This window comes from Culturomica sp. (assembly GCF_003524185.1).
Classification (GTDB): Bacteria; Bacteroidota; Bacteroidia; order Bacteroidales; family Marinifilaceae; genus Culturomica; species Culturomica massiliensis.
This window is the reverse complement of record NZ_DOED01000007.1, coordinates 1-22,870: the sequence shown is the minus strand read 5'-3', so window position 1 is coordinate 22,870 and position 22,870 is coordinate 1. Positions and strand designations below refer to the sequence as shown.

Below are 22,870 nucleotides of genomic sequence, written 5' to 3'. Positions count from 1 at the left end.
GGTGGAATATTCCACCGGATTTTTTATCATATAGTTGCCGTTAAGCTTCGATTTCGATTAATTTGGCACCGGCCTGAACGCTGGCTCCTTCTTTAACGAATATACGCTTTACGGTTCCGGCGTAGTCTGAAGCTATGTTGTTTTCCATCTTCATGGCTTCGAGGATAATTACAGATTGTCCTTTTGTTATTGCATCACCGGGTTTTACCTGTATTTTAAAGATATTCCCCGGCATCGGAGCTTCCACTACTTTTCCGGTGATCGGTTCTTCCTGTTTAACCGCAGTCGTTTCTTGTTTTACTTCTTCGGTTTTGTGTTGTGCCTGATAACGGGCTTCTTTTTGTTTGGTCAGGAAGTTTTTAGCAACTTGCGGGAACAATTCCAGCAACAATATTTCTTTTTCATTTTCAGCCAGTTTTACACCTCCGGCTTCCGCTAAAGTCGGGTTGGGCTGCATTTGGTATTTGGAGGTATCATAAGGGGTTTCTTCCCGGACACCGGCAATTTTCAAGCGGAATTCCGGATCAACGGGAACCGGTGTTTTTCCGTATTCGCCTTTAACCAATGCGACAAACTGGTTGGAGACATTGGAATACATCGGTTTCCCGGCTTTGATGTCCAATGCACAGTTTACAGCTTGAGCACCTACAATCTGACTGGTAGGAGTAACCAAAGGAGGCAAACCGGCAGATAAACGTACTGTCGGGATCAACTCCATCGCTTTTTCCAGAATATCCATGGAATTCAGTTGTTTCAACTGAGCGACCATGTTGGTATACATACCTCCGGGGATTTCAGCTTTCTTGACCAATTCGTTCGGTTTCGGGAAATTGAAATAAGCTTCAATAGCATGACACGCATCCAGTAAGGTTGTTTCGTCATTCGTTTGTGCAGCCTGGATGGCTTTATCAAACAGTTTATCGATTTCAGCCGGAAGTGTATCGGTCAGCGGATTGAACGGATTCGGGATTTGCTTAACGGCATCGAAAGCTTCTAATTCTTTACGGATACCCAATAGCTCTTTGTTGATCTGAGCAACGGCTTCCATGTTGATATCCAGTTCTACGCCGAGTTTCTTACAGAAAATATAGACTAATTCGATAGCCGGAGCTGCAGGACCGCCTGCAAAATTCCAGATATTGGTATCTACGATGTCTACACCTTTGATGATAGACATCAAAACGGCTCCTAAACCATAACCCGGCGTACAATGGGTATGAAAATCAATAGGAACTTTCAGATTTTGTTTGAATAAAGGTATTAATTCTGCTATGCGGGAAGGAGGCACCAAACCACTCATGTCTTTAATCGTGATCATATCAGCACCTAACGCTTCCATTTCCTTGGCTTTATTCAGAAAGTATTCATTGGTAAAAACCGGTTCCGGATTCTTTTTTCCTTTCAGCTTATCGAAAAAGCCGAGCTTCGGATATTTGGGGTCGATTGTATAGCAAACGGCACAATCGGCAATACCGCCGTATTGTTTAACGTATTTTACAGTTGACTTTACATTGTTTACGTCATTCAGAGCGTCAAAGATACGCATGATACCCAGCCCCGATTCAATAGCGTTTTTACAGAATCCGTCGATAATTTGATCGGTGTAAGGAGCGTATCCGAAAAGGTTACGACCCCGGGAAAGAGCGGTTAATTTAGAAACATCGCCGATTGCAGCTTTGATTTTCTCTAATCTGTCCCAAGGGTTTTCATTCAGGTAACGCATTACGGAATCGGGTACGGCACCACCCCATACTTCCATGGCATAGAAGCCCGCATTTTTGTAGTAAGGTAATACCCGGTCTACCTGTTGTTGATTCATACGGGTTGCGAAAGAAGATTGCTGCCCGTCACGTAACGTAAGATCTCTGATCAGTAGTTTCTTAGTCATAACAATAACTGTATTAATTCGTTAGATGTTTATTGTGTGGTTTGTCCTGCTGTGTTCATTGGGCGAGGGCAAAATAATTGTTTTTAGAACTCTACAAACTTATTAAATAAAATCCGAAATTGTATCAAATTCTAAGAAAATTATAGAAAAATTTCAGTATTTATTCTTGAAACGATAAGATAGATTATAAACTGTAAGTTTGTCGGCACTTTTTCTTTTTTTTCTTTCGTTTATAACGTTTGTTTATCTATGTTTGTATCTTTAAACCGGTCTGAGGTGTTAAAATGCCGGATATGTTGCTGTTCATCCTTTCCAGGCTTTTTGTCTCTTCCGACCTTTGATTTTAAATTATGGAAAAAATAGCAGTATTTCCCGGTTCTTTTGATCCTTTTACTGTCGGTCATGAAGAAATTGTAAACCGGGGGTTGAAGATTTTCGATAAAATTGTGATTGCTGTCGGAGTGAATGCTCTGAAAAAGGAATTTCTGGATGTCGATAGCCGGGTGCAATTAATACAGAAAGTTTTCTCTTATACGGATCGGGTTATTGTAGAACCTTATTCCGGCTTGACCGTTGATTTTTGTAAAGAGATGGGAGCGCCTATTATTATCAGAGGTTTGAGAACGGCGGCTGATTTTGAGTACGAACGGGCTGTAGGGCAGGCTAACCGGGCCATGGATTCGGAAATAGAGACGGTTTTTATTTTGACATCGACCGAACACACTTTTATCAGTTCCACGATTGTCCGCAATATATATATGAATGGAGGTAATATAGATCGTTTTTTGCCTTCCGGCTTGAAGACGGAGGATTTATGCAGGTTTGACAAAAAAAGTAAATGATTATGATGAGCAGAAAGCGGTTGCGGATCAGTTCGGCCATATTGGTACTGATCGCCCTGTTCTTTTTAGGTATGCCTACCTATATGCGGGAGGCATTGATTCATTGGTATCCGGATATTTCCGATACCTATCTGTTTGCTTCTCATACGGTTGAAAAACCGGATACATGCTGGGAATGGCCGGTTGCTCCGGATTGTAACACCTATGTTTTGGACAGTGCCGATAATGCTTATCTCGACGAGTTGAAAACCGTGGCTTTTCTGGTTATACAAAATGACAGTATTTTGTATGAGGAATACCGGGAAGACTGGACTCCTCAAACCTTATCGAATATTTTTTCCGCGACGAAAAGTATTGTGGGGTTGTTGATCGGGGTCGCCTGCGATGAAGGGTATATCAAAAGTCTGGATGATCCGGTCGGTAAGTATCTGCCGGAATTTCAGCAAGGTGAAAAATCCAGGATTACGGTGCGTAATTTATTGACGATGAGTTCGGGTTTAAATTGGGACGAGGCTTATACGGCTCTTTTTTCCAAGACGACGCAGGCCTATTACGGGGACAATATACGGGAGTTGGTTATGGGACTCGAGCCGGAAACGGAACCGGGAAAGCAGTATTCATATAAGAGCGGGGATACCCAGCTTTTATCGTTTGTTTTGGAAGCGGCCACCGGCCGTACGATCAGTGATTATGCACAGGAGAAACTTTGGAAACCGATGCAGGCCTGCAACGATGCCTTGTGGAATTTGGATAAGAAGGGAGGAGATGAAAAATCTTATTGCTGCTTTAATACGACGGCCCGGGATGTGGCTCGTTTTGCCCGTTTGATGTTGCATAACGGGAATTGGAATGGGCGTCAATTGGTTTCTGAAGCTTATATGGCGGAAGCGATGGCTCCGGCTGCCTATCTGGAAAATGAGTTCGGGGACGGGGCGTTGGATTATTACGGCTTTCAGATATGGATTGTGCATTATAAAGGAATGCAATTCCCTGCATTTCGGGGATTAGGGGGGCAGTATATTTTTGCTATCCCACAGAAAAATGCCATCGTTGTTCGTTTGGGACATAAGCGGAGCGATGAGTATAACCGGGAAAAGACAATCGATCTGGACCGTTATCTCGATATTGCTTTTAAAATCTTGAAATAAAAAATGTGATATAAAAAAACCGAAGGCTGAACCTTCGGTTTTTTATTTTTAATTTTGATGCTTACCAGGCAAACATCGGACGTGGATTCATCATGGCGTTCACTTCTTTCTTTACTTGTGCAATGACATTCTCATCGTCGATGTTCGACAGGATCCGGTCGATCATATCTACAATTACAGTCATATCGGCTTCTTTCAGTCCGCGGGTTGTAATAGCAGGTGTGCCGACGCGTATACCGGATGTCTGGAACGGAGAACGGCTGTCAAACGGTACCATATTCTTGTTGATGGTAATATCGGCTTTTACCAATGTATTTTCAGCCTTTTTACCGGTTAATTCCGGGAATTTTGTACGTAAATCGATCAGCATGCAATGATTGTCAGTGCCGCCTGAAACAACTTTGTATCCTTTGTCAATGAAAGCCTGAGCCATAGCTTTGGCATTCTTTTGCATCTGTACAGCATATTCGGTATATGAATCAGAAAGAGCTTCTTCAAAGGCAACGGCTTTGGCAGCAATGACATGTTCCAGCGGACCGCCTTGTTGTCCCGGGAATACGGCAAAATTGAGTACTTGTGACATCATTTTGATTTCGCCTTTCGGTGTTGTTTGTCCCCATGGGTTCGGGAAATCTTTGGGCAGAAGAATCATTCCTCCGCGCGGTCCCCGCAATGTTTTGTGAGTCGTGGTCGTTATGATGTGACAATATTCAAACGGGTTGTTCAACAAGCCTTTGGCGATTAAACCGGCCGGATGGGACATATCGCACATCAATAAAGCATTTACTTTGTCGGCGATTTCACGCATGCGTTTGTAATCCCAGTCTCTGGAATAGGCAGAAGCTCCGCAAACGATCATTTTGGGCTGATGTTCCAAGGCCAGTTTTTCCATTTCGTCATAATCAACCCTGCCGGTTTCCTCTTTTACATGATAAGGAACGGGTTTGTAGTTGATACCCGAAAGGTTAACGGGAGAACCGTGTGACAGGTGACCTCCGTGAGCTAAATCCAAACCCAAAAAAGTATCGCCCGGTTTCATACAGGCGAAGAAAACAGCTGCATTAGCCTGTGCGCCGGAATGCGGTTGAACGTTTGCATATTCGGCTCCGAATAATTTGCAAGCCCGGTCAATAGCCAACTGTTCTGTCTGGTCTACAATTTGACAACCGCCGTAATAACGGGCTCCGGGATAACCTTCTGCATATTTGTTGGTCAGGCAGGACCCCATAGCCTGCATTACTTCTTCACTGACAAAATTTTCTGAAGCAATCAACTCAATACCTTCTTTTTGGCGATGGCATTCTTTTTCAATCAGATCAAATATTACTGTATCTCTTTTCATAACTGCTATTAAATTTGTAGAAATTTTTCTCAAATGTAGAGGTTTCATTCGGACTTAACAAATTTTCCGGAGGAATTCTGAAAACGTTTGAATCTCAGGTTCCCGATTCGGATATTCCGGAATTCATTTACGATCGGATCCGCAGATTTTACAGATACTGCAGATTCATTTTTAATTAACGATCGGAGTCATTTGTCAATGTTGATTTGGGGTGTAAACGATCACTGAAACTTTTGATCTATGGGAAATCTGACGATCTGAAAATCCGCAAAAATTGTGGTTTTGATTTAAAATCTACAGACTGTATTTCGAATTACCTGAAAGAGAAAATTATGAGGTTTTTAGTTTCCCTTATACATCTTTCCTTTTTTTCTTTATTTTTGTAGTAATAAAAATAAGAAATTATGGAAAATCCTTTTGAAACAAATCAATTGAAGCGGCCTACATTTTTGACCGTATTGTGTATTTTAACCTTTATCGGTAGCGGTTGGGGCGTACTATCCCAATTATTTAGTCTTTTGTTTACAAATCTGGTGGATGTGAGTGCTCAGACCGAGCAGCTCAATACTATGATGGATAATATGGAATCCGGAGCCGGAACTTCTTTTCTTTCCGGTATCTTGAGTTCATCGCAGGAGGTTATGCAGGCGACGATGATGCATGCAAAGTCCATAGCTGTAATTAGTCTGGTACTTTCTTTATTGAGTTTATGCGGAGCTATTCTGATGTTTTCCCTTCGTCGTATCGGATTTTATATTTATACTGTCGCTCAATTGCTGCTGCTTTTCGTTGTACCCTATTTTGCCGGCTTTTCGATGATTGTCGTTATGGGAATGCTATTCTCGGCCTTATTTACCGTCGTTTTTATCATTTTGTATGCGCTGAATCTGAAAGCTATGCGTTGATTCCGGTTAGTAAAAATGAACACCCCTTAAAAAGAGCATGCTTTTTTTAAGGGGTGTTTTCTTTACAAAAATATCCTATTTGAAGGTAGAGATTATATTATTTCACCCATACGTTCAGGATTTCGCCGATGTACATTTTGTGCATGGGTTTGCCGCTCCATTGTGTTTTTAGGGTCGGATCGGTGAGGGCTTCGGGGATTAGTGACTGGGATACCAGTTTTTTGCATTCGAGGATAAGCCAGGCCTCGGAGAAGGCTTTGGCTCCGGAAGGCGTGGTGATGGGGGTAAGGCCGGCTGCCTTTACCTTATCGCCGTCTTTACCGGAATTGTGACCGCAATAGTTCAAGGCATCCCGGTAGGCTTCGGTATAGAAACTAAGAGTATAGGTATCTCCGGATTCCATCAACTGATAGGTATAACGGGCAGGATTAATGAAGCAAATGCTTACGGGTTTGTTGTATAAATGTCCCAAACCTCCCCAACTGGCTGTCATCATATTGAAACGGCTGTCGTTACCTGCAGTGATCAGCATCCAGTCTTCGGAAAGCATTTTGATTATATTTCCGGGGATTTTATCCGGAGCGATTTGACGGTAGCCTTGCAATGCTCCGCTTGTTGCCGCTGCTGTCGGAATATGGGCTGTCAGTTGTGAAGCCGGAGTTTCCGGTTTTGGAGTGGTTATTGCCGGCGGTGTAGTTGCCGGTGCTGTGGAGGGTTGCCCTGCGGTCAGAACAGCGGCTGCATCCGTAAATAGCTGATCGACCATATCGATGGTGTGGGTTCTGAATTTGCCGGTTTTACGGATCAGTTTATCTTTGTTTTTATTCAGGGTGTATTCATCTGTAATAAGTTCTTCGGCCATGTATTTTTCCGGTTCGTTCTTATTGGCAACATTGTAGCTGTAGCGAATAGCCGTAATTTTTAAGTTACATTCCCCGGGCTCGCAGGTGATGATCATCTGGTAGGTAATGAGCGTTCTGTCCAAAGAAAGAGCTGCTTTGTTGAAAGTGAGGTATTCTTCTCCCCAGCAGGCGATATCCCCTTTTGTCTGATCCGAATATAATATTCTGCCTTTTTGTTCTTTATCGGTAACAAACCGCTCGCTGGTCCATTGTTGTATGCGCTTGAAAATTTCGTCTTGCGACAGGCCGGGAACGGATATGGTTTTGGTGAAAACGACTTTGCCGTTGACAACGGGAACGGCACCTGCCAGATATTTACTATCGTCTTGAGCCAGAAGGCATAGTGGGAGGCACACAAAAGCCGCGAGGAAATAAATCATTCTTTTCATGGTGTTATTTAAATTGCTGATTAGGCAAAGATAACAGGTGTAAATGAATTTAAGCCTTTCCGGAGCTATAAAATATGTTTATATTTATGGAAAAGCGGGTGGGGAGAGGATACCGGGATTTCCCTCTTTTATTGTTTAAAGGGGTAATGACTCACTTTCTATTGTGAGTATCCTGTCCCTGATTTCTATTCTGTTTTTTTTGTTTTCTTTGCTCTGCTTTCTTATTTAACCAATCAACCAATTTCTTGCCCATAGGTGGGGCAAAAATTCCAGCAAGCACAGAACTTACGATTATAGAAATGATTTCTTCTTTTGTCATCGTCATAACTTGTTTAAAAAAGTTTAGTAGCCATTTGCCAACCTTTGCTATGGCACGTTGAAACTAATATTGCTCCGCCAACTGTTTGCCAACCGAGACTTTTCCTGCTAAAGTAATTGTATTAACAGTTGAAATGAATAACGATCAAATAAAATGATCTTCTTTCAGATGCTGTTTGTACAATATACTGAGAAAAATATGTAATATGCAAATTTAAAAGAAGAAAAATTAATTTGTTGTGCAGTTTTCTATCTGCCTGCCTGCCGGATATGGAGGTCTTTATCAATTTTAACCAATGCATCAGTCAGATTTTCAAGTCTTTTTTTGTATGTTGCAGGGCTTCCAAAACGGATGAGGGGCACCGTTCCGTTTTATTCCGGGATAAGTGGACCTGCAGGCATATGTTCCTTTTTCAAGTAGCCGTCAAATAACAACGTTGACATTTGACGGCAGATGATTCTGCCTCTTTCGTTAACGTCGATTATGTAGATTATCAATCATATTAAGATGAGGGATTGAATTTTGAATCTCTCGCAAATCGGCGTATATCGGAGAAGAAAATGTTTGGTAGGAAAGAAAAATCGTGATAAAAAATACATTTTATCACGATTTTCTACATCAAAAATGGAACTCAGTTCCTTTTTATCAACCTCCGAAGTTATCGTACATGACGTTCTCGTCGGGTACTCCCAGATCGTACAGCATTTTGGTAACTGCTGCAATCATCATAGGAGGTCCACAGAGGTAGTATTCAATATCTTCCGGATTTTCGTGGTTTTTGAGGTAGTTCTCAAAAATCACCTGATGCACGAACCCGGGTTTATAAGCTACGCCGGCGGCATCGGCTTCCGGATCCGGTCTGTCGAGGGCCAGCGTCCAATGGAAATTCGGGTTTTCTTCTTGTATTTTGTTGAATTCATCCACATAGGGGGCTTCCTGTAAAGCACGGGCACCGTACCAGAAAGAAACTTTCCGTTTGGTGTGCATGGTGTGGAAAAGATTGAAAATATGTGAACGCATCGGAGCCATACCCGCACCACCGCCGATAAACATCATTTCATTGTCGGTTTCGCGGAGGAAGAACTCACCGTAAGGTCCGGAAATCGTTACTTTGTCACCCGGTTTGCGGGTAAAGATGTATGACGAGCAAACTCCGGGATTGACAGGCATGAACGTTTTTGTGGCCCGGTCGATCGGAGGAGTGGCGATACGGATGTTCAGCATAATGATATTGCCTTCTGCCGGAGAGTTGGCCATTGAATAAGCGCGGTAGGTCGGTTCCGGGTTACGCATTTTCAAATCGAACATCTTCATCCGTTCCCAGTCGCCTTTGTACCTGGCATCAATGTCCATGTCTTTGAAATCCACGTCGATAGCCGGAACGTCAATTTGAATATAACCTCCGGATTTGAATTTCAGGTTTTCCCCTTCCGGTAATTTTACAACAAATTCTTTCAGGAAGGTCGAGATATTCCGGTTGGAAACGACGGTGCATTCCCATTTCTTGATACCCAATACAGCCTCAGGTATACGCATTTCTATGTTTTCCTTCACTTTTACCTGACAGGCCAGACGCCAGTCGTCGTGTTGCTGTTTGTAAGAGAAAAAACCGGTTTCTGTCGGCAGAATGCTTCCTGCTCCGGATAAAACCTGGCATTTACACATACCGCAGGAACCTTTTCCTCCGCAAGCCGAAGGCAGGAATATTTTTTGTGCTCCCAATGTCGAGAGCAAAGAACTTCCCGGTTCTGTAGTAATTACCCGTTCACCGTTATTGATGCTGACTTGTACGTCTCCTTTTGCTGTCAGTTTAGCCTTGGCAAATAGAAGCATGCCCACCAGAATCAGGGTTACGATCAGGAATACTACAATCCCGGCAGTAATGATTGTTGTATTTATTGCTAAAAGTATCATCTTGATTTTAAATTTTAGATTTTAAATTTTAAGATTATTCCGCTTCAGCAGTGCTTTCTGTTTCCGATGAAGGTGTCTCCACAGTGCCTGTATTTGCATTTGCTTCGTCATTCCCCGTAACAGATTCATTCTCCGGAGCGGTTGCCGGTAGGATTTGTGCCGTTTCGGTTTGGGCAGATTCTGCTTTCATTTTGTCCAGGTCGATACCCAGGAAACTCATAAAAGAGATCGCCATTAAACCGGTAATGATAAATGTGATACCGATGCCGCGTAACGGAGCCGGGATATTGGAATATTTCAGTTTTTCGCGGATAGCAGCAATACATACGATAGCGAGCAGCCAGCCTATACCGGAACCTAATCCGAAAGTCGTTGCTTCGAGTACATTGGCATAGTTGCGCTGTTGCATAAACAAAGACGCACCCATAATGGCGCAGTTTACTGCAATCAAGGGTAGGAATATACCCAATTGATTGTATAAGGCCGGAGCGAATTTCTCAACGACCATTTCAACCAATTGTACCATTGCTGCAATGATGGCGATGAACATGATAAAGCTCAGGAAGCTCAGATCGATTCCTGCAGCCTGTTCGCCCAACAGCCATTGTAAAGCACCGGGTTTCAATACGAAATTATCCAACAGGTAGTTGACCGGAACAGTGATAAACAAAACGAATATAACTGCTATACCCAGTCCGAAAGAGGTTTTCACGGTCTTCGAAACGGCCAGATATGAACACATACCTAAGAAATAGGCGAAGATCATATTGTCGATGAAGATCGAACGGACGAATATGTTTAATAGATTTTCCATGTTTCAGTGTCTTCTTTAAATAACGTAAATAAGTCGACAGACTTTATTTTTCTATTAACTCCTTATTTCTGGAACGGTGTACCCAAATGATCAGGCCGACCAGGATCAATGCCATGGCCGGCATGATCATCAAACCGTTGTTGGCATAGAAACCACCGTTTTTTACGTACCATGATTCAGGAATGATGCGGAAACCGTAAAGGGTGCCGGAGCCGAATAATTCGCGGAAAAAGGCTACGATTACCAGAATGATACCATATCCCAATCCGTTACCGATGCCGTCCAAAAGGGAAGGCCAGGGTTTGTTTGCCAAAGCAAAAGCTTCGATACGTCCCATGATGATACAGTTGGTAATGATCAGTCCGACATATACGGAAAGCTGTTTGCTGACTTCGTAAGCAAAAGCTTTCAGTAACTGGTCAACAATGATTACCAGAGCGGCCACAACGACCAATTGTACGATGATACGGATACGTGTAGGAATCGTATTTCTCAATAAAGAAAGAATCACATTTGCGAAAGCAGTTACGGCGGTTACTGAAAGTCCCATCACGATAGCGGGCTCCAGCTTGGCTGTAACGGCAAGAGCAGAACAGATACCAAGCACCTGTACGATTACCGGATTGTTCTTACTCAGAGGACCGAGCAGAAATTCCCGGTTCTTAGCTGAAAATAATGCGCTCATTTTATTTTTGTTTTAAAAACGGTTCGTAATAGGTTAAGTAATTTTTAAGCATTTTCTCCACTCCTTTGGAGGTAATCGTACCGCCTGAAATGGCATCTACTTCGTGTGTACCGGTAGCATTACCGCCTTTAACGACAGCTATACCTACCAGTTGATCACCGGAAAATACCTGCTTGTTCTGAAATTGATTGTTGAATTGCGGTGTTGTAATTTCAGCACCCAAGCCCGGCGTTTCGCCCTGGTGGTCAAAGAACGTACCGTAGATGTTGTCTTTATTGGCATCCAACGAGATATATCCCCAGATGGGGCCCCAAAGACCGGCACCGTATATCGGTAATATGTATTTGACCGCCCCCTCGATCTCCGCTACAAAAACCGGTAATTCCCTTTTTTCAACCGGAAGATTGTATTGTGTCGCAATGCTTACATTGAAAGCATTGCCTTCTACTTTTTTCCCTTCTGCATTCACAATAAATTGCTCTTTGATGTATTTGTCGAACAATTCGGCTGAATTTTCTGCCGTAGAGGAAATGTGGATTGCACTCAGAATATTCTGTCTCTTTTCGTTTTGCTTATTTTCGTTTTGGCGCGGTTGCAGAGAAAGAGATATCACGGATAGTAATGCTGCAACGACTACTACCAGAACTACTGAATACAGGAATGTATATGTATTTCCTTGTCTATTCATAATTTATTTCAATTTTAGATTTTAGATTTTAGATTTTAGATTTACGAAAGAAAATTAATCGTCAATCGTCAATCATCAATCGTCAATTTACAATGGCTTTAGCTCTCTTTAACCGGCGTTTAATGTTGGATTGTACGACAAGCCAGTCGATCAGCGGAGCAAAGGTATTCATCAGTAATATCGCCAACATCATACCTTCCGGATACCCGGGGTTGATGCAGCGGATAATGATAGCCATAGCACCGATGAGTAATCCGTAAATGTATTTACCTGTATTGGTTTGAGCAGAGGTTACCGGGTCTGTAGCCATAAATACGGCTCCGAAGGCGAAACCTCCCATCAGCAATTGCTGGTAAGCTTCGACACCTGAAATCGACTGGAATGCCCAAGCCATTAAGAAACCTCCTGCAAATACCGACAACATGGTCCGCCAACTGGCAACATTGGTCATGAGCAACAGAATTGCACCGAGTAATACACAAAAGGTCGATGTTTCTCCGATAGAACCCGGGATGAGGCCCCAGAACATGTCGGCTGTGCTATAGCTTAACGGTTGTCCCAATGCCATCTGAGCCAGCGGTGTAGCCTGAGAGATGGCGTCGGCCGTATCGCTGGCAATCCATACCTGGTCACCGGAAATCATAGACGGGTAGGAAAAGAAGAAAAAGGCCCGGGCCAGCAAGGCCGGATTCCAGATATTCATTCCTGTTCCGCCGAAAATTTCTTTACCGATAATAACGGCAAAAGCCGTTGATAAAGCAACCATCCACAGAGGAGCTTCCACCGGCATAATCATCGGAATCAACAGCCCTGAAACCAGAAAACCTTCGTTGATTTCATGCCCTTTTACCTGGGCCACAGCAAATTCAATTCCTAAACCGACAACGTAGGAAACGATAATCATCGGCAACACCTTCCATAATCCGTAGAAGAACAGTTGCCACATACCGGTTTCTCCCAACAGACCTAATGCGTTGAAATGCTGGTATCCGACGTTGTAGATACCGAATAATAAGGCCGGTATCAAAGCCATAACGACAACAATCATCGTTCTTTTCAGATCGACAGCGTCACGGATATGAGCCCCGGAGGTCGTTGTGCGGTTCGGCACAAAAAGAAAAGACTCGAAACCCGTAAAAACAGAGTGGAATTTTTGTAATTTCCCTCCTTTTTCGAATTTGGGTTTTTGCTTATCTAAGAAATTCCTTAAACAATTCATTTTTATTATTTTTTGATTTTTGATTTACGATTTTTGATTTACGATTAAAATTTTTGTATGATAAATCGTAAATCGTCAATCATCAATCGTCAATTTAGTTGGTTTCTTTCATCATCAGTTCAATACCTTGCTCGAGAATTTTCTGTACCGGAGTTTTGGACGTGCAGACAAATTCACACAAAGCCATATCTTCGGGAAGTACTTCGTAGATACCCAATTGCTCCATATTGTCAATATCACCGGCTAAAACGGCTTTTAACAGGTATACGGGCAGAATATCCATCGGTAGTACTTTTTCATATTGTCCGGATACAACAAAAGCCCTTCTTTCTCCGTGGTAATTTGCGTCGAGTGAATAATGCTTGTTCGGGAAAAGAAATGAAGGAAATAGCTTGGAAGCTGAAAACTTGTTGAATCCGGGAGTTGCCCAACCCAAGAATTCATAACAGTCGCCTTCCGGTATAACTGTAATCTGGTTGGCATAGTAACCGATGAAGTTGTCAGAAGTAACCTTCTCTCCGGTCAATACGTTTCCGGAAATGATACGCTGGTGCACCTGATTTTTCAGATTGCCTTCCGTCAGGCATGCTACTTTAGCCCCTAAGATCGTATGGTAATAAATCGGTTTTTTTACTTCGGAACCGGTCAATGCAATGATTTTTTGTGCGTCGAAATACCCTTCGGTAAACAGACGTCCGATAATCGCCAGGTCCTGTATATTGACCGTCCACACATGTTCTCCTTTGTTGATCGGATTTACATGATTGATTTGTATACCGACATTTCCGGCCGGATGCGGACCGTCAAAATAAGTGATCACCGTGTTTTTCAAACGGGTAAAAACGGAATTCATGGTTGTGCCTTCTTTCACTCCGATATTTACATCTTTTCCGCTGATTTTTTTCAGACAGTCGATACCGGCCTGAAGATTTTTCTCTTCGTTTTTCAGTACCAATTCGAAGTCCGGAGCCAAAGGAGCTGTGTCGAAAGTGGAAATGAAAACTGCTTTGGGGGTAATTTCCGGATTAGCGATGATTCCATAAGGGCGCTGGATGATCATCGGCCAAACACCGCTATCCATTAATTTGGAAATAATTTCTTCCCGGCTTAAAGAGTTGACATCTGCTTTTCCGAAATCTTTATACGTAATTTCGGCGTCGGCTTTTACGACGACTTCCAGCAGTTTTCTCCTTTCTCCTCTCGTAACGGCAGCGATTGTGCCGCTGACCGGAGCTGTGAATTTAATTTCGGGATTCGCTTTATCCGTAAATAAAACATCGCCCGCTTTTACTACATCACCAACCTTGACAGCAAGTCGGGGAGTCAGTGTCCTGAAATCGGTCGGCTTTACAGCATATAAATCGCATGATTCTGCCTGTAGAACCGTTTTTTCGGCTTCTCCGTTCAACTTTATATCAAGGCCTTTTTTTAATTTGATTACCTTGGACATGTTATATTATATTAAATAGTTTAATTATATTAGATGCTGAAGTCTAATTTTTCCAAATTAGCCACAAATATACAAACCTATTACGTAATTTTGTCGTTAATTGGATTTTAAATTTGCCGGATATGAGATTTTTTTTGTTTTTGCTTTTGAGTGGTATTATAACCGGGGGATTTGCCCAGCCGGATTACATACGGACGGTACAGTGCTATCCGGAAGGTAAGCCTTTTGCAGAACCTGTCATTGAATTGGGGGGAGCTACCCCTTTATTGTTTTCATTCGATGATTTGAGTCCTGATATTAATTCATATACTTACAAAATTCAGCATTGTGATCCGGACTGGAATAGTTCGAATCTGAGTCCTTTTACCTATCTGAACGGATTTTTCAGTAATCCGTTGGAAGATTATAATTCTTCTTTCAATACGGTGGTTGCTTATACGCATTTTACGTTGACATTGCCGAATGAAAATGTCAGTATGAAGTTGTCCGGAAATTATCTTTTACAGGTTTTTAACGATGCCCAATCAGATACGCCTGTGATTTCACAGCGTTTTTCGGTGGTGGAACCCAAGGCAACAATACAAGCCAATCTGACGACAGCAACGATCCCGCAGTATTTGCAAACTTCCCAGCAATTGAATTTTACGGTAAACTATGATAATTTGCCGGTATACAATCCGATCCGGGATCTGAAAGTATATGTAACCCAGAATCAGGATCCTCACAGCAGGCGGGCGTTTACGCCGACTTTTGTCCGTGACGGGCAATTGGTGTATGGCAACGGCCAGAATAATATATTTAACGGATTGGCTCCATTTCGTAATTTTCAGTGTTCCAGCTTGGTTTATTATACGCAATATGTAAAAGACGTTATTCGGGGCCCACAGGGGGTATATAATTTTATTTTACAGCCGGCTTCTGTTTATACGAATTATGTTCCGTTGCCGACTCTTCACGGTAATTACCGGATTGAGGCAGAGAATACAAACGATCCGGAACTGGAAGCCGATTATGTGACGGTACATTTTGCCATATATTATCCGGAGCAGATACCGCAGGCCGATGTGTATGTTTACGGCAAATTCTCAGACTGGCAGTTATTGCCTTCCCAAAAGCTGCAATATGATTTTAAAAATAAGGCGTATGTGGGAGAAGCTGAAGTGAAGCAAGGGAACTACGATTATATGTTTGCCGTTGTACCGTATGGAACCGGACAGCCGGACCTGATTACGCTGCAAGGAAATTTTTATCAGACACAGAATAATTATTATATACGTTGTTATTTATATAATTTTAATCAGAACTACTACGAATTGGTCGCTTATTCACCGGTTTTTTATAACGGAATCGGATTTTAATATCCCGGAAAAGTTTTCTTTGAAAGCACGGTTAAAGAGTATTTGGGAAAAAATAAGTGAATAAAGTTTTCTGTTTTTTGTCATTTTGGCATAAGTTTTGATAATATAGTGACAGTAATAATAAAATGAAAATAAAATGATGAAGACATTGTTAATTCTGATAGGTATGATTGGTTTGGGATTTACCTCCTGTGATTCGGCTGATAAGAAAGTAGATCTGACGGGTATGAAATGGGTATTGCAAACCTTGGATGGGAAAAAAGTGGATTTGCAGGAAGAACGGAGTCAGGTTTATATTCAGTTTAACGCAACAGATAAAAGGGCAATAGGGATGGCCGGTTGTAACCGTTTTTTCGGTGGCTATGAATTGGATGGTACAAAATTGAAATTCTCCCAGATGGGAGCTACCCGTATGGCTTGCCCGGATATGCAGGTGGAGTCGGCATTTTTTAAGATGCTGGAAAGTACGGATAGTTGTGGAATAAAGGAGCATACATTAACGCTGTTTTCAAAAGGAAAAGCATTGGCTGTTTTTAAAGGCGAGCTTCTTACGGAAGAAAAAGAATAGTTTATTTTTGATTATACTGAAAAATCCTGTAAACCGAAAGATTTACAGGATTTTTTAATTTGCGGTTTTACGCACAACTCTGCACTGTTTCCGGAAAAGGCCCGTATTTAAGTTTATATAAATTGTAAATTTTAAATGGCTTGCAACCCGATTCGTTATCGGATTTTTTGGTCTGAAATCTACAGCTAAAACTTTCGTTTTAACATTTAACAAATGCATTTCAAAGTTAAGCTTTACTAATTAAGATTTTATTAATAGTCTCTTGGCAAAGATATTGCATAAATTGTCGTACAACAGGAAGGCAAGATGTATAAGGCGTGTTTTGTTGTAAATAGTTGAATAATTAAAATGAGGAAGATATGGATGTAAAAAAAACAGTAATCAGTCTTTTGTTGGGAATTGCAGGTGGGTTTATCGCATTTTTTATTGCAGATAGCCTGAAAGATAAACAAGTTACTCCGGAAATCCGGCATGAAATTGTCGGCCCCGGTATCAAATCAGTTGCTTATCGGCCGGAGCCGGAAAATACCGTCGGCGGAGCCGGAAGTGTTGATTTAAGGGAGGCTGCCAAAAAGTCAGTACCGGGAGTAGTACACGTGAAAACCATGCAGATGGGAAGAGAGTTTGTCGGAAATTCATTGTTGGATTTTTGGTTCGGAACTCCTTCTCAAAGCCGGGAGGTCCCTATGGCGATGGGATATGGTTCGGGGGTAATTATTTCGGATGACGGATATATTATTACGAATAATCATGTCATTAAAGATGCTGATAAAATTGTCGTTGTATTGAATGATAAAAAAGAATACGAGGCCAAATTAATCGGGCAGGATCCGATTACGGATATCGCTTTGCTGAAAATCGACGGGAAAAATCTTGCATATGTAGAGTATGGAAATTCGGATGAGGTTGCTTTGGGAGAATGGGTGTTAGCTGTCGGTAATCCTTATAATCTGACCTCTACCGTGACTGCCGGAATTATCAGTGCAAAAGCCAGGGATCTCGGTATGAGCCGGGGACAGATGAGCCTGGAGTCTTTTTTGCAGACCGATGCTGCTATCAATCCGGGGAATAGCGGTGGTGCTTTAGTGAATGCCAAAGGCGAACTGATCGGTATCAATACCCTGATACAATCTCCGACTGGGGCATATTCGGGATATGCGTTTGCCATACCGGTGAATATTGCGCGAAAGGTTGTAACCGACCTGAAAGATTACGGGAAGGTACAACGGGGTGTACTGGGTATCCGTATGGGAGAATTGACTCCGGTATTGGCAGAGGGCCTGGGAGTCAAAGAAACGTCCGGTATATATGTGGGGGAAGTCGTGAGCGGAGGTGCCGCCCAGAAAGCCGGAATAAAGAAAGGAGATATTATCCAGGGAATAAATGGCATCGATGTAAAAACCACGCCGGAATTTTATGAGCAACTGGGAAAATATCATCCCGGGTCAGAGATACAGTTGAAAATAAAGAGAGGAGGACAGGAAAAACTCGTTGATGTTACTTTACAGAATTCTTATGGAGATACAGCTTTAGAACAGGCTCAGGAATTCGGTGTATTGGGTGTAAAAGTAAGTCCGTTGACAAAGGAAGACCGTTATCGCTATCGTCTGAATAAGGGCGTAAAGATTACAGAAATCCAAAATGGTAAGTTTAAAGCTGCCGGCCTGGATAAAGGATACATCATTGTCAAGATTAACAATAATGTAATTTATGATCAGGAAGATTTAAGCCGGGCGATAAGTTCTGTAGGAGATAACGGCGTGTTTGTTACAGCGGTAAGTCCACGCGGAAAGGTTGAATATTTCGCGTTTTCATTGTTGAATTAAAAAATGTTAATATTGAATATCGGCAAGTTTCCGACATTGGTATATGAATAAAAAAGACTACCTTTGCGAAATATTTGCGGTGGTATAAAAATATAGTATGAGACAACTAAAAATTACAAAGTCAATAACCAACAGGGAAAGTGCATCCCTCGACAAGTATTTACAAGAAATTGGTAAGGAAGACTTGATCACGGTTGAAGAGGAAGTTGAATTAGCACAACGAATCAGGAAGGGAGATCAAAAAGCGTTGGAGAAGTTGACGAGGGCTAATTTACGTTTTGTGGTATCCGTCGCCAAGCAATATCAAAATCAAGGACTGAGTCTACCGGATTTGATTAATGAAGGTAATTTGGGATTGATCAAGGCTGCAGAGAAATTCGATGAGACCCGGGGATTCAAGTTTATTTCTTATGCAGTATGGTGGATCCGGCAGTCGATTTTACAAGCTTTAGCCGAACAATCGCGTATTGTACGTTTGCCGTTGAATCAGGTGGGATCTTTGAATAAAATCAATAAGGCTTATTCCCGTTTCGAACAGGAAAACGAACGCCGTCCTTCTCCCGAGGAGTTGGCAGATACGTTGGATTTACCGGCAGAGAAGGTTGCCGATACGTTGCGTGTTTCCGGACGTCATATTTCTGTGGATGCTCCGTTTGTAGAAGGTGAGGACAACAGTTTGCTGGATGTTTTGGTAAACGATGATTCACCGGTAGCCGACCGTACACTGATCAATGAATCTTTATCTACGGAAGTAGAACGTGCTTTGTCTACATTGACAGAACGGGAAAGAGATATTATCAAATCGTTTTTCGGTATCAATACACAGGAAATGACTTTGGAAGAAATCGGCGAACAATTCGGATTGACTCGAGAGCGGGTCCGTCAGATCAAAGAAAAAGCAATCCGCCGTTTGCGTCATTCTTCACGCAGTAAGTTGTTAAAGACCTATTTAGGATAAATTTCAATAGAATAAAAAGGCGCCGGGAGGTGCCTTTTTTAATTTAATACCCTATTGCTTTTCAGGTAAGAATTTCCAGAACCGGGCCGGCATATTCTGGCGGTGTAGCTTAGGATTGATGCGTTCGCGGATGGTGATGGACTGGAAATAAGCTTTCCAGAGTCGTTGAAATTGTTTCTCATCTTCAGCAAGTAGCTCTTCTGCCGGTTTGCCTGTAAACAGATGCGGAAGTTCTTCAGCAAAGCTGACTTCCGTTGCCTCTTTTAAATTGTAATAGTAGCCGTATTTTCTTTTTACATCGTAAATTAACCATTTTTGGTCGCGGAATCGGTCTGTAAAATGAGGAATCACTAACGGTAAAACATTATAGAGTGGTTCGAATACAGCGAAAAAGATATCGTCTGCCGTTTTGCTGAAACGGATAAACTGAGTGGCCCGGACTCTCTCATGATCTACTTTTTTCCAGATTTTGGATATTTCCAGTACATCCGGATCTCCGAAATTCATTTCTACAGACCGGGAAGCATCGATATTTTTACATATATAACGGAAAAGGAGCATGTCAATGCCGTCTAATTCCGATAACCAGGTTGCACGGAGTATGCGAAGGCCTCCCGGAGTTACTTTTTTTTCCAGGCTTTTCCATACCCGTTCGGCTTTACTGTCGTTCGTTGCAATAGTGATATTCCGGTCATAAAATAGGGGGAGAGGGGTACCTTCCTCAAGCAGTATATCCGGTTTCAATTTGTGAATATAAGATTCGAATACGGCGCATAACAAACCTTCGAAACTTTTATCATAGGTAAAGATGGTCATAGCGGAGTAACTGTGATTGTTATATGTAATTTTCAAAAGGGATTTTTAATTGCCTGTCATCTTCTTTTTTCCCCTTTGTTTTTGGGGTCAATATTTTCCGGATGTAATCGGGATGTACTTCATTTATCGTCTGTAAGGGCAATTCGTGACAGGTGATAAAATATTGGGCTTTTTTCAGTACGATACCCATTTTTTTCAATTGGAAAATACCTATTCGTCCGTAACGCCGGGAAGCAATAATCAGTTGGGCCGATTTTACGCCGATACCCGGTACTCTTAGGATCAGTTCATACTCAGCTTTATTGATATCCACCGGAAATTTTTCAGGGTGGCGCAATGCCCAGGCCAGTTTGGGATCGATTTCCAAATCGAGATTCGGGTAGGCGTCATCGACTATTTCTTCGGCTTTGAATTGATAAAAACGCATCAGCCAATCCGCCTGATACAACCGGTTTTCCCTTACCAGCGGAGGCTGTTTGAGCATCGGCAGCCTTTTGTCGTAAGTGTTTACCGGAACAAAACCGGAATAATATACCCGTTTCATGGTCGGGCGGTGATACAAAGCCGAGGATAACCGTAAAATTTCTCTATCCGTTTCGGGAGTCGCACCGACAATCATTTGAGTACTTTGTCCGGCAGGGGCAAAACGAGGTACTTTCCTGAATTTTTTCCGGTCTTCGAGATTTTCCAATATGCCTTGCTTTATATAACGCATAGGGGCAAAAACACTTGGAAAATCCTTTTCCGGAGCCAATTTTTGCAGGCTTGTCTCATTGGGGATTTCTATGTTTACACTTAACCGGTCGGCATATCGCCCGGCTTCGTCGACGAGTTCTTTGCTGGCACCCGGAATACTTTTCAGATGGATATAACCGTTGAAGCGGTATTGGAGACGGAGGTCTTTGGCGATACGGACCAGACGTTCCATTGTATAGTCCGGATTTCGCACGACACCGGAGCTTAAAAACAGACCTTCTATATAATTGCGGCGGTAAAACTCGATAGTGAGATTTACCAGTTCGGAAACGGAAAAGGTAGCTCTCGGGATGTCGTTACTGCGGCGGTTGACGCAGTAAGCACAATCGTATATACAGAAGTTGGTCAGCATAATTTTCAGCAGAGAGATACAACGTCCGTCTTCAGCAAAACTGTGACAGATACCCCAGCCGGTAGCATTGCCGATGCCGTTGGCCTTATTGCGCCGGGTCGTACCGCTGGAGGCGCACGAAACGTCGTATTTGGCCGATTCTGCAAGAATTTTGAGTTTTTCGAGAATATTGTCGTTCATCGTTTCCTGAAAATGTACATATAAATTGTAGACTTTGGATTTACGATTTTAGATTATGCGTATGAACCAACCCGATTTTTGGGGAAAATCTTCAATTAAGATATATTTTAATTGTAGATTCTGGCTGGACCTGCCATTCTTCCTTGTAAAAAAGGAAAATCATAAATCGTAAATCAAGAATAATCGTACCTACAAAGAAACGAATTAAATTGAAGATCGTGAGCGAAGAAATAAAAATTAACAGGGATTATTTATTTTTCCTGTTCGATACTTCTCTTAGCTGTGGTTCAATGATTTGCCGATATTCGTAGATAAAATTGGGGGTAAAAATATTTTTGTCGAGATGGGCTTCGATCTCTGCTTTCGGCCAAAACCGGCCTTCGTCAACTTCGTCGTTATTGATGTTTATCCGGTTGTAACGGGTACAGAAAAAAGAAAATACCAATTCTTTTTCGCGGGGACTTTCCCAAAGATAGGAACCGTTGAAACGAGCTTCGAATTCTGTGATGCCGAGCTCTTCAAACGTTTCACGCTTTAAGGCATCTTCAAGTTTTTCATTGACACCGATATGACCACCGACAGCCGTATCCCACATACCGGGCAGCAAGTCTTTTTTCATGCTTCTTTTTTGCAGGAAAATTTCATTCTTTGCATTGATGATTTGTAAATGGACTACCGGATGAAGCAGTCGGGAACCGGAGTGACAGATACTACGGGGGGCTTTTCCGGTAACTTCTCCTTTTTCATTTACAAGAGGTAGCCATTCTTCTTTGTTGTATTTTTTCATCTGTAGGTATTTTTTACAGAATAGAAGGAGTAAAAAGATACCGATAAGAATATAGAGCAAAGGACCCCCAATAAATGTCTGTAATTCGGAAGATAATAAAAAGTAAGCGCAAAATATGAGTACCAGGTGGCCGCTTAATAAATAGAACAGGTATTTAAGGGACATTTTCATAGCCCGCTGTTGTTCCGGACTGAATTGAATACTTTTGCGGGCCGGAGCGGGGAGGGTTGAAAGCGGATTCGCTTTTGAAAAGGCAAGTATGCCTGTAAAGAGCCATAGTCCGGCTTCAATAATAATTGTATTCAGATTTAAAGAAGAAACTTGGATTTTGTATAGATTTAATAATACAGGCACACAAAATAGGACGGTTAGCAGTAAAATCAGCCAGTCTGTCGATTTTTCCTTAAAACGGGTGTAAAGAAATTCTCCGATACCCAGGCCGCTCAGACAGATGAGGGCAGGAAGCGGAGGCAGGAATTCATCGGCAATAAGATAAATTGCTAATAGCAAAATAGACGGTAGTAATTTTTTTAAAGAAAACATGTATGTTTTGGTTTTGTCAGACAAAGATGGCGTAAATCGAACGCAATACTAAACTTGTATAAATATTGTAAAGCTACAACCAATTTTTTGCAAAGATAATGCAAGTTGAATGCAGAATCAAATTTATTTGAACTCTGTTGAAATATCTTATGTTTTCTGTAAAGACAATGCTTGTAGCGGAAAAATTACACAATGAGTCCGTCCCAGTCATGTTCGGAAGA

19 protein-coding genes and 1 pseudogene are annotated in these 22,870 nt (G+C 42.1%); 7 read left to right on the top strand and 13 right to left on the bottom strand.

The window, feature by feature from the left end:
- Nucleotides 1-40: 40 nt before the first annotated feature.
- Nucleotides 41-1,888 (bottom strand): biotin/lipoyl-containing protein, encoded by a 1,848-nt coding sequence (locus tag DD657_RS02465; RefSeq protein WP_021987474.1) that lies wholly within the window; start codon nt 1,886-1,888, stop codon nt 41-43.
- Between the two features lie 350 nt (nt 1,889-2,238).
- Here DD657_RS02465 and coaD point away from each other — a divergent pair, with 350 nt between their 5' ends.
- Together coaD and DD657_RS02455 are read left to right on the top strand one after the other, a co-directional pair.
- On the top strand, nt 2,239-2,730 hold the full coding sequence (coaD, locus tag DD657_RS02460; RefSeq protein ID WP_021987475.1) for a pantetheine-phosphate adenylyltransferase: 492 nt from the start codon (nt 2,239-2,241) through the stop codon (nt 2,728-2,730).
- 2 nt (nt 2,731-2,732) lie between these two features.
- Complete coding sequence (locus DD657_RS02455; RefSeq protein ID WP_287048346.1) at nt 2,733-3,878, top strand: serine hydrolase domain-containing protein; 1,146 nt, start codon at nt 2,733-2,735, stop codon at nt 3,876-3,878.
- Between the two features lie 61 nt (nt 3,879-3,939).
- On the opposite strand, the gene glyA is transcribed toward DD657_RS02455, so the two are convergent.
- Entirely contained in the window at nt 3,940-5,220 is a 1,281-nt protein-coding gene (glyA, locus tag DD657_RS02450) for a serine hydroxymethyltransferase (protein WP_021987477.1), read from the bottom strand.
- Nucleotides 5,221-5,624: 404 nt separating this feature from the next.
- On the opposite strand from glyA, the gene DD657_RS02445 reads away from it, so the two are divergent.
- A complete protein-coding gene (locus DD657_RS02445) occupies nt 5,625-6,125 on the top strand; it encodes a hypothetical protein (protein WP_021987478.1) in 501 nt (166 codons plus the stop codon).
- Nucleotides 6,126-6,222: 97 nt separating this feature from the next.
- Here DD657_RS02445 and DD657_RS02440 read toward each other — a convergent pair whose 3' ends face one another.
- The 8 genes and pseudogenes from DD657_RS02440 to DD657_RS02405 form a co-directional block, all read right to left on the bottom strand.
- A complete protein-coding gene (locus tag DD657_RS02440) occupies nt 6,223-7,416 on the bottom strand; it encodes a DUF4468 domain-containing protein (RefSeq protein ID WP_287048345.1) in 1,194 nt (397 codons plus the stop codon).
- A 151-nt stretch (nt 7,417-7,567) separates the two neighbouring features.
- A complete protein-coding gene (locus DD657_RS02435) occupies nt 7,568-7,735 on the bottom strand; it encodes a hypothetical protein (protein ID WP_193617461.1) in 168 nt (55 codons plus the stop codon).
- A gap of 645 nt (nt 7,736-8,380) precedes the next feature.
- Nucleotides 8,381-9,649, bottom strand: coding sequence for an NADH:ubiquinone reductase (Na(+)-transporting) subunit F (nqrF, locus tag DD657_RS02430; protein ID WP_021987486.1), 1,269 nt, complete (start codon nt 9,647-9,649; stop codon nt 8,381-8,383).
- A 196-nt stretch (nt 9,650-9,845) separates the two neighbouring features.
- Nucleotides 9,846-10,463 (bottom strand): annotated as a pseudogene (gene nqrE / locus DD657_RS02425) (NADH:ubiquinone reductase (Na(+)-transporting) subunit E); the annotation flags it as partial.
- Between the two features lie 43 nt (nt 10,464-10,506).
- Entirely contained in the window at nt 10,507-11,148 is a 642-nt protein-coding gene (locus DD657_RS02420) for an NADH:ubiquinone reductase (Na(+)-transporting) subunit D (RefSeq protein WP_021987488.1), read from the bottom strand.
- Nucleotide 11,149: 1 nt separating this feature from the next.
- Nucleotides 11,150-11,836: an NADH:ubiquinone reductase (Na(+)-transporting) subunit C gene (nqrC, locus tag DD657_RS02415; protein ID WP_273133807.1), complete on the bottom strand. Its 687-nt coding sequence runs from the start codon at nt 11,834-11,836 to the stop codon at nt 11,150-11,152.
- 82 nt (nt 11,837-11,918) lie between these two features.
- Nucleotides 11,919-13,055, bottom strand: a complete 1,137-nt coding sequence (locus tag DD657_RS02410; protein ID WP_021987490.1) for an NADH:ubiquinone reductase (Na(+)-transporting) subunit B — start codon at nt 13,053-13,055, stop codon at nt 11,919-11,921.
- Between the two features lie 94 nt (nt 13,056-13,149).
- Nucleotides 13,150-14,505, bottom strand: a complete 1,356-nt coding sequence (locus DD657_RS02405; protein WP_021987491.1) for a Na(+)-translocating NADH-quinone reductase subunit A — start codon at nt 14,503-14,505, stop codon at nt 13,150-13,152.
- A 122-nt stretch (nt 14,506-14,627) separates the two neighbouring features.
- Between DD657_RS02405 and DD657_RS02400 the strand changes: the two genes are divergently transcribed.
- The 4 genes from DD657_RS02400 (at nt 14,628) to DD657_RS02385 (ending at nt 19,215) form a co-directional block, all read left to right on the top strand.
- The gene (locus DD657_RS02400) at nt 14,628-15,863 is read left to right on the top strand and encodes a type IX secretion system plug protein (RefSeq protein ID WP_021987492.1); all 1,236 of its coding nucleotides are present in this window, start codon (nt 14,628-14,630) and stop codon (nt 15,861-15,863) included.
- A gap of 136 nt (nt 15,864-15,999) precedes the next feature.
- Entirely contained in the window at nt 16,000-16,431 is a 432-nt protein-coding gene (locus tag DD657_RS02395) for an META domain-containing protein (RefSeq protein WP_287048344.1), read from the top strand.
- A gap of 359 nt (nt 16,432-16,790) precedes the next feature.
- Nucleotides 16,791-18,257: a Do family serine endopeptidase gene (locus tag DD657_RS02390; protein WP_021987494.1), complete on the top strand. Its 1,467-nt coding sequence runs from the start codon at nt 16,791-16,793 to the stop codon at nt 18,255-18,257.
- A gap of 97 nt (nt 18,258-18,354) precedes the next feature.
- Nucleotides 18,355-19,215 carry a sigma-70 family RNA polymerase sigma factor gene (locus DD657_RS02385; RefSeq protein WP_021987495.1) on the top strand — a complete coding sequence of 287 codons (861 nt, stop codon included), beginning with the start codon at nt 18,355-18,357 and terminating at the stop codon, nt 19,213-19,215.
- Nucleotides 19,216-19,266: 51 nt separating this feature from the next.
- Here DD657_RS02385 and DD657_RS02380 read toward each other — a convergent pair whose 3' ends face one another.
- The 3 genes from DD657_RS02380 to DD657_RS02370 all read right to left on the bottom strand — a co-directional run bounded on the left by DD657_RS02380 (nt 19,267) and on the right by DD657_RS02370 (nt 22,106).
- The gene (locus DD657_RS02380; protein ID WP_021987496.1) at nt 19,267-20,031 is read right to left on the bottom strand and encodes a TIGR03915 family putative DNA repair protein; all 765 of its coding nucleotides are present in this window, start codon (nt 20,029-20,031) and stop codon (nt 19,267-19,269) included.
- Nucleotides 20,032-20,050: 19 nt separating this feature from the next.
- Entirely contained in the window at nt 20,051-21,319 is a 1,269-nt protein-coding gene (locus DD657_RS02375; protein WP_287048343.1) for a putative DNA modification/repair radical SAM protein, read from the bottom strand.
- A 247-nt stretch (nt 21,320-21,566) separates the two neighbouring features.
- Entirely contained in the window at nt 21,567-22,106 is a 540-nt protein-coding gene (locus tag DD657_RS02370) for an NUDIX hydrolase (RefSeq protein ID WP_068692215.1), read from the bottom strand.
- Nucleotides 22,107-22,870: the final 764 nt, after the last annotated feature.

Coding starts and splice junctions, on each gene's coding strand:
- DD657_RS02465 (WP_021987474.1), bottom strand. CDS start 1,888: ATGACTAAGAAACTACTGATCAGAGATCTTACGTTACGTGACGGGCAG.
- coaD (WP_021987475.1), top strand. CDS start 2,239: ATGGAAAAAATAGCAGTATTTCCCGGTTCTTTTGATCCTTTTACTGTC.
- DD657_RS02455 (WP_287048346.1), top strand. CDS start 2,733: ATGATGAGCAGAAAGCGGTTGCGGATCAGTTCGGCCATATTGGTACTG.
- glyA (WP_021987477.1), bottom strand. CDS start 5,220: ATGAAAAGAGATACAGTAATATTTGATCTGATTGAAAAAGAATGCCAT.
- DD657_RS02445 (WP_021987478.1), top strand. CDS start 5,625: ATGGAAAATCCTTTTGAAACAAATCAATTGAAGCGGCCTACATTTTTG.
- DD657_RS02440 (WP_287048345.1), bottom strand. CDS start 7,416: ATGAAAAGAATGATTTATTTCCTCGCGGCTTTTGTGTGCCTCCCACTA.
- DD657_RS02435 (WP_193617461.1), bottom strand. CDS start 7,735: ATGACAAAAGAAGAAATCATTTCTATAATCGTAAGTTCTGTGCTTGCT.
- nqrF (WP_021987486.1), bottom strand. CDS start 9,649: ATGATACTTTTAGCAATAAATACAACAATCATTACTGCCGGGATTGTA.
- DD657_RS02420 (WP_021987488.1), bottom strand. CDS start 11,148: ATGAGCGCATTATTTTCAGCTAAGAACCGGGAATTTCTGCTCGGTCCT.
- nqrC (WP_273133807.1), bottom strand. CDS start 11,836: ATGAATAGACAAGGAAATACATATACATTCCTGTATTCAGTAGTTCTG.
- DD657_RS02410 (WP_021987490.1), bottom strand. CDS start 13,055: ATGAATTGTTTAAGGAATTTCTTAGATAAGCAAAAACCCAAATTCGAA.
- DD657_RS02405 (WP_021987491.1), bottom strand. CDS start 14,505: ATGTCCAAGGTAATCAAATTAAAAAAAGGCCTTGATATAAAGTTGAAC.
- DD657_RS02400 (WP_021987492.1), top strand. CDS start 14,628: ATGAGATTTTTTTTGTTTTTGCTTTTGAGTGGTATTATAACCGGGGGA.
- DD657_RS02395 (WP_287048344.1), top strand. CDS start 16,000: ATGATGAAGACATTGTTAATTCTGATAGGTATGATTGGTTTGGGATTT.
- DD657_RS02390 (WP_021987494.1), top strand. CDS start 16,791: ATGGATGTAAAAAAAACAGTAATCAGTCTTTTGTTGGGAATTGCAGGT.
- DD657_RS02385 (WP_021987495.1), top strand. CDS start 18,355: ATGAGACAACTAAAAATTACAAAGTCAATAACCAACAGGGAAAGTGCA.
- DD657_RS02380 (WP_021987496.1), bottom strand. CDS start 20,031: ATGACCATCTTTACCTATGATAAAAGTTTCGAAGGTTTGTTATGCGCC.
- DD657_RS02375 (WP_287048343.1), bottom strand. CDS start 21,319: ATGAACGACAATATTCTCGAAAAACTCAAAATTCTTGCAGAATCGGCC.
- DD657_RS02370 (WP_068692215.1), bottom strand. CDS start 22,106: ATGAAAAAATACAACAAAGAAGAATGGCTACCTCTTGTAAATGAAAAA.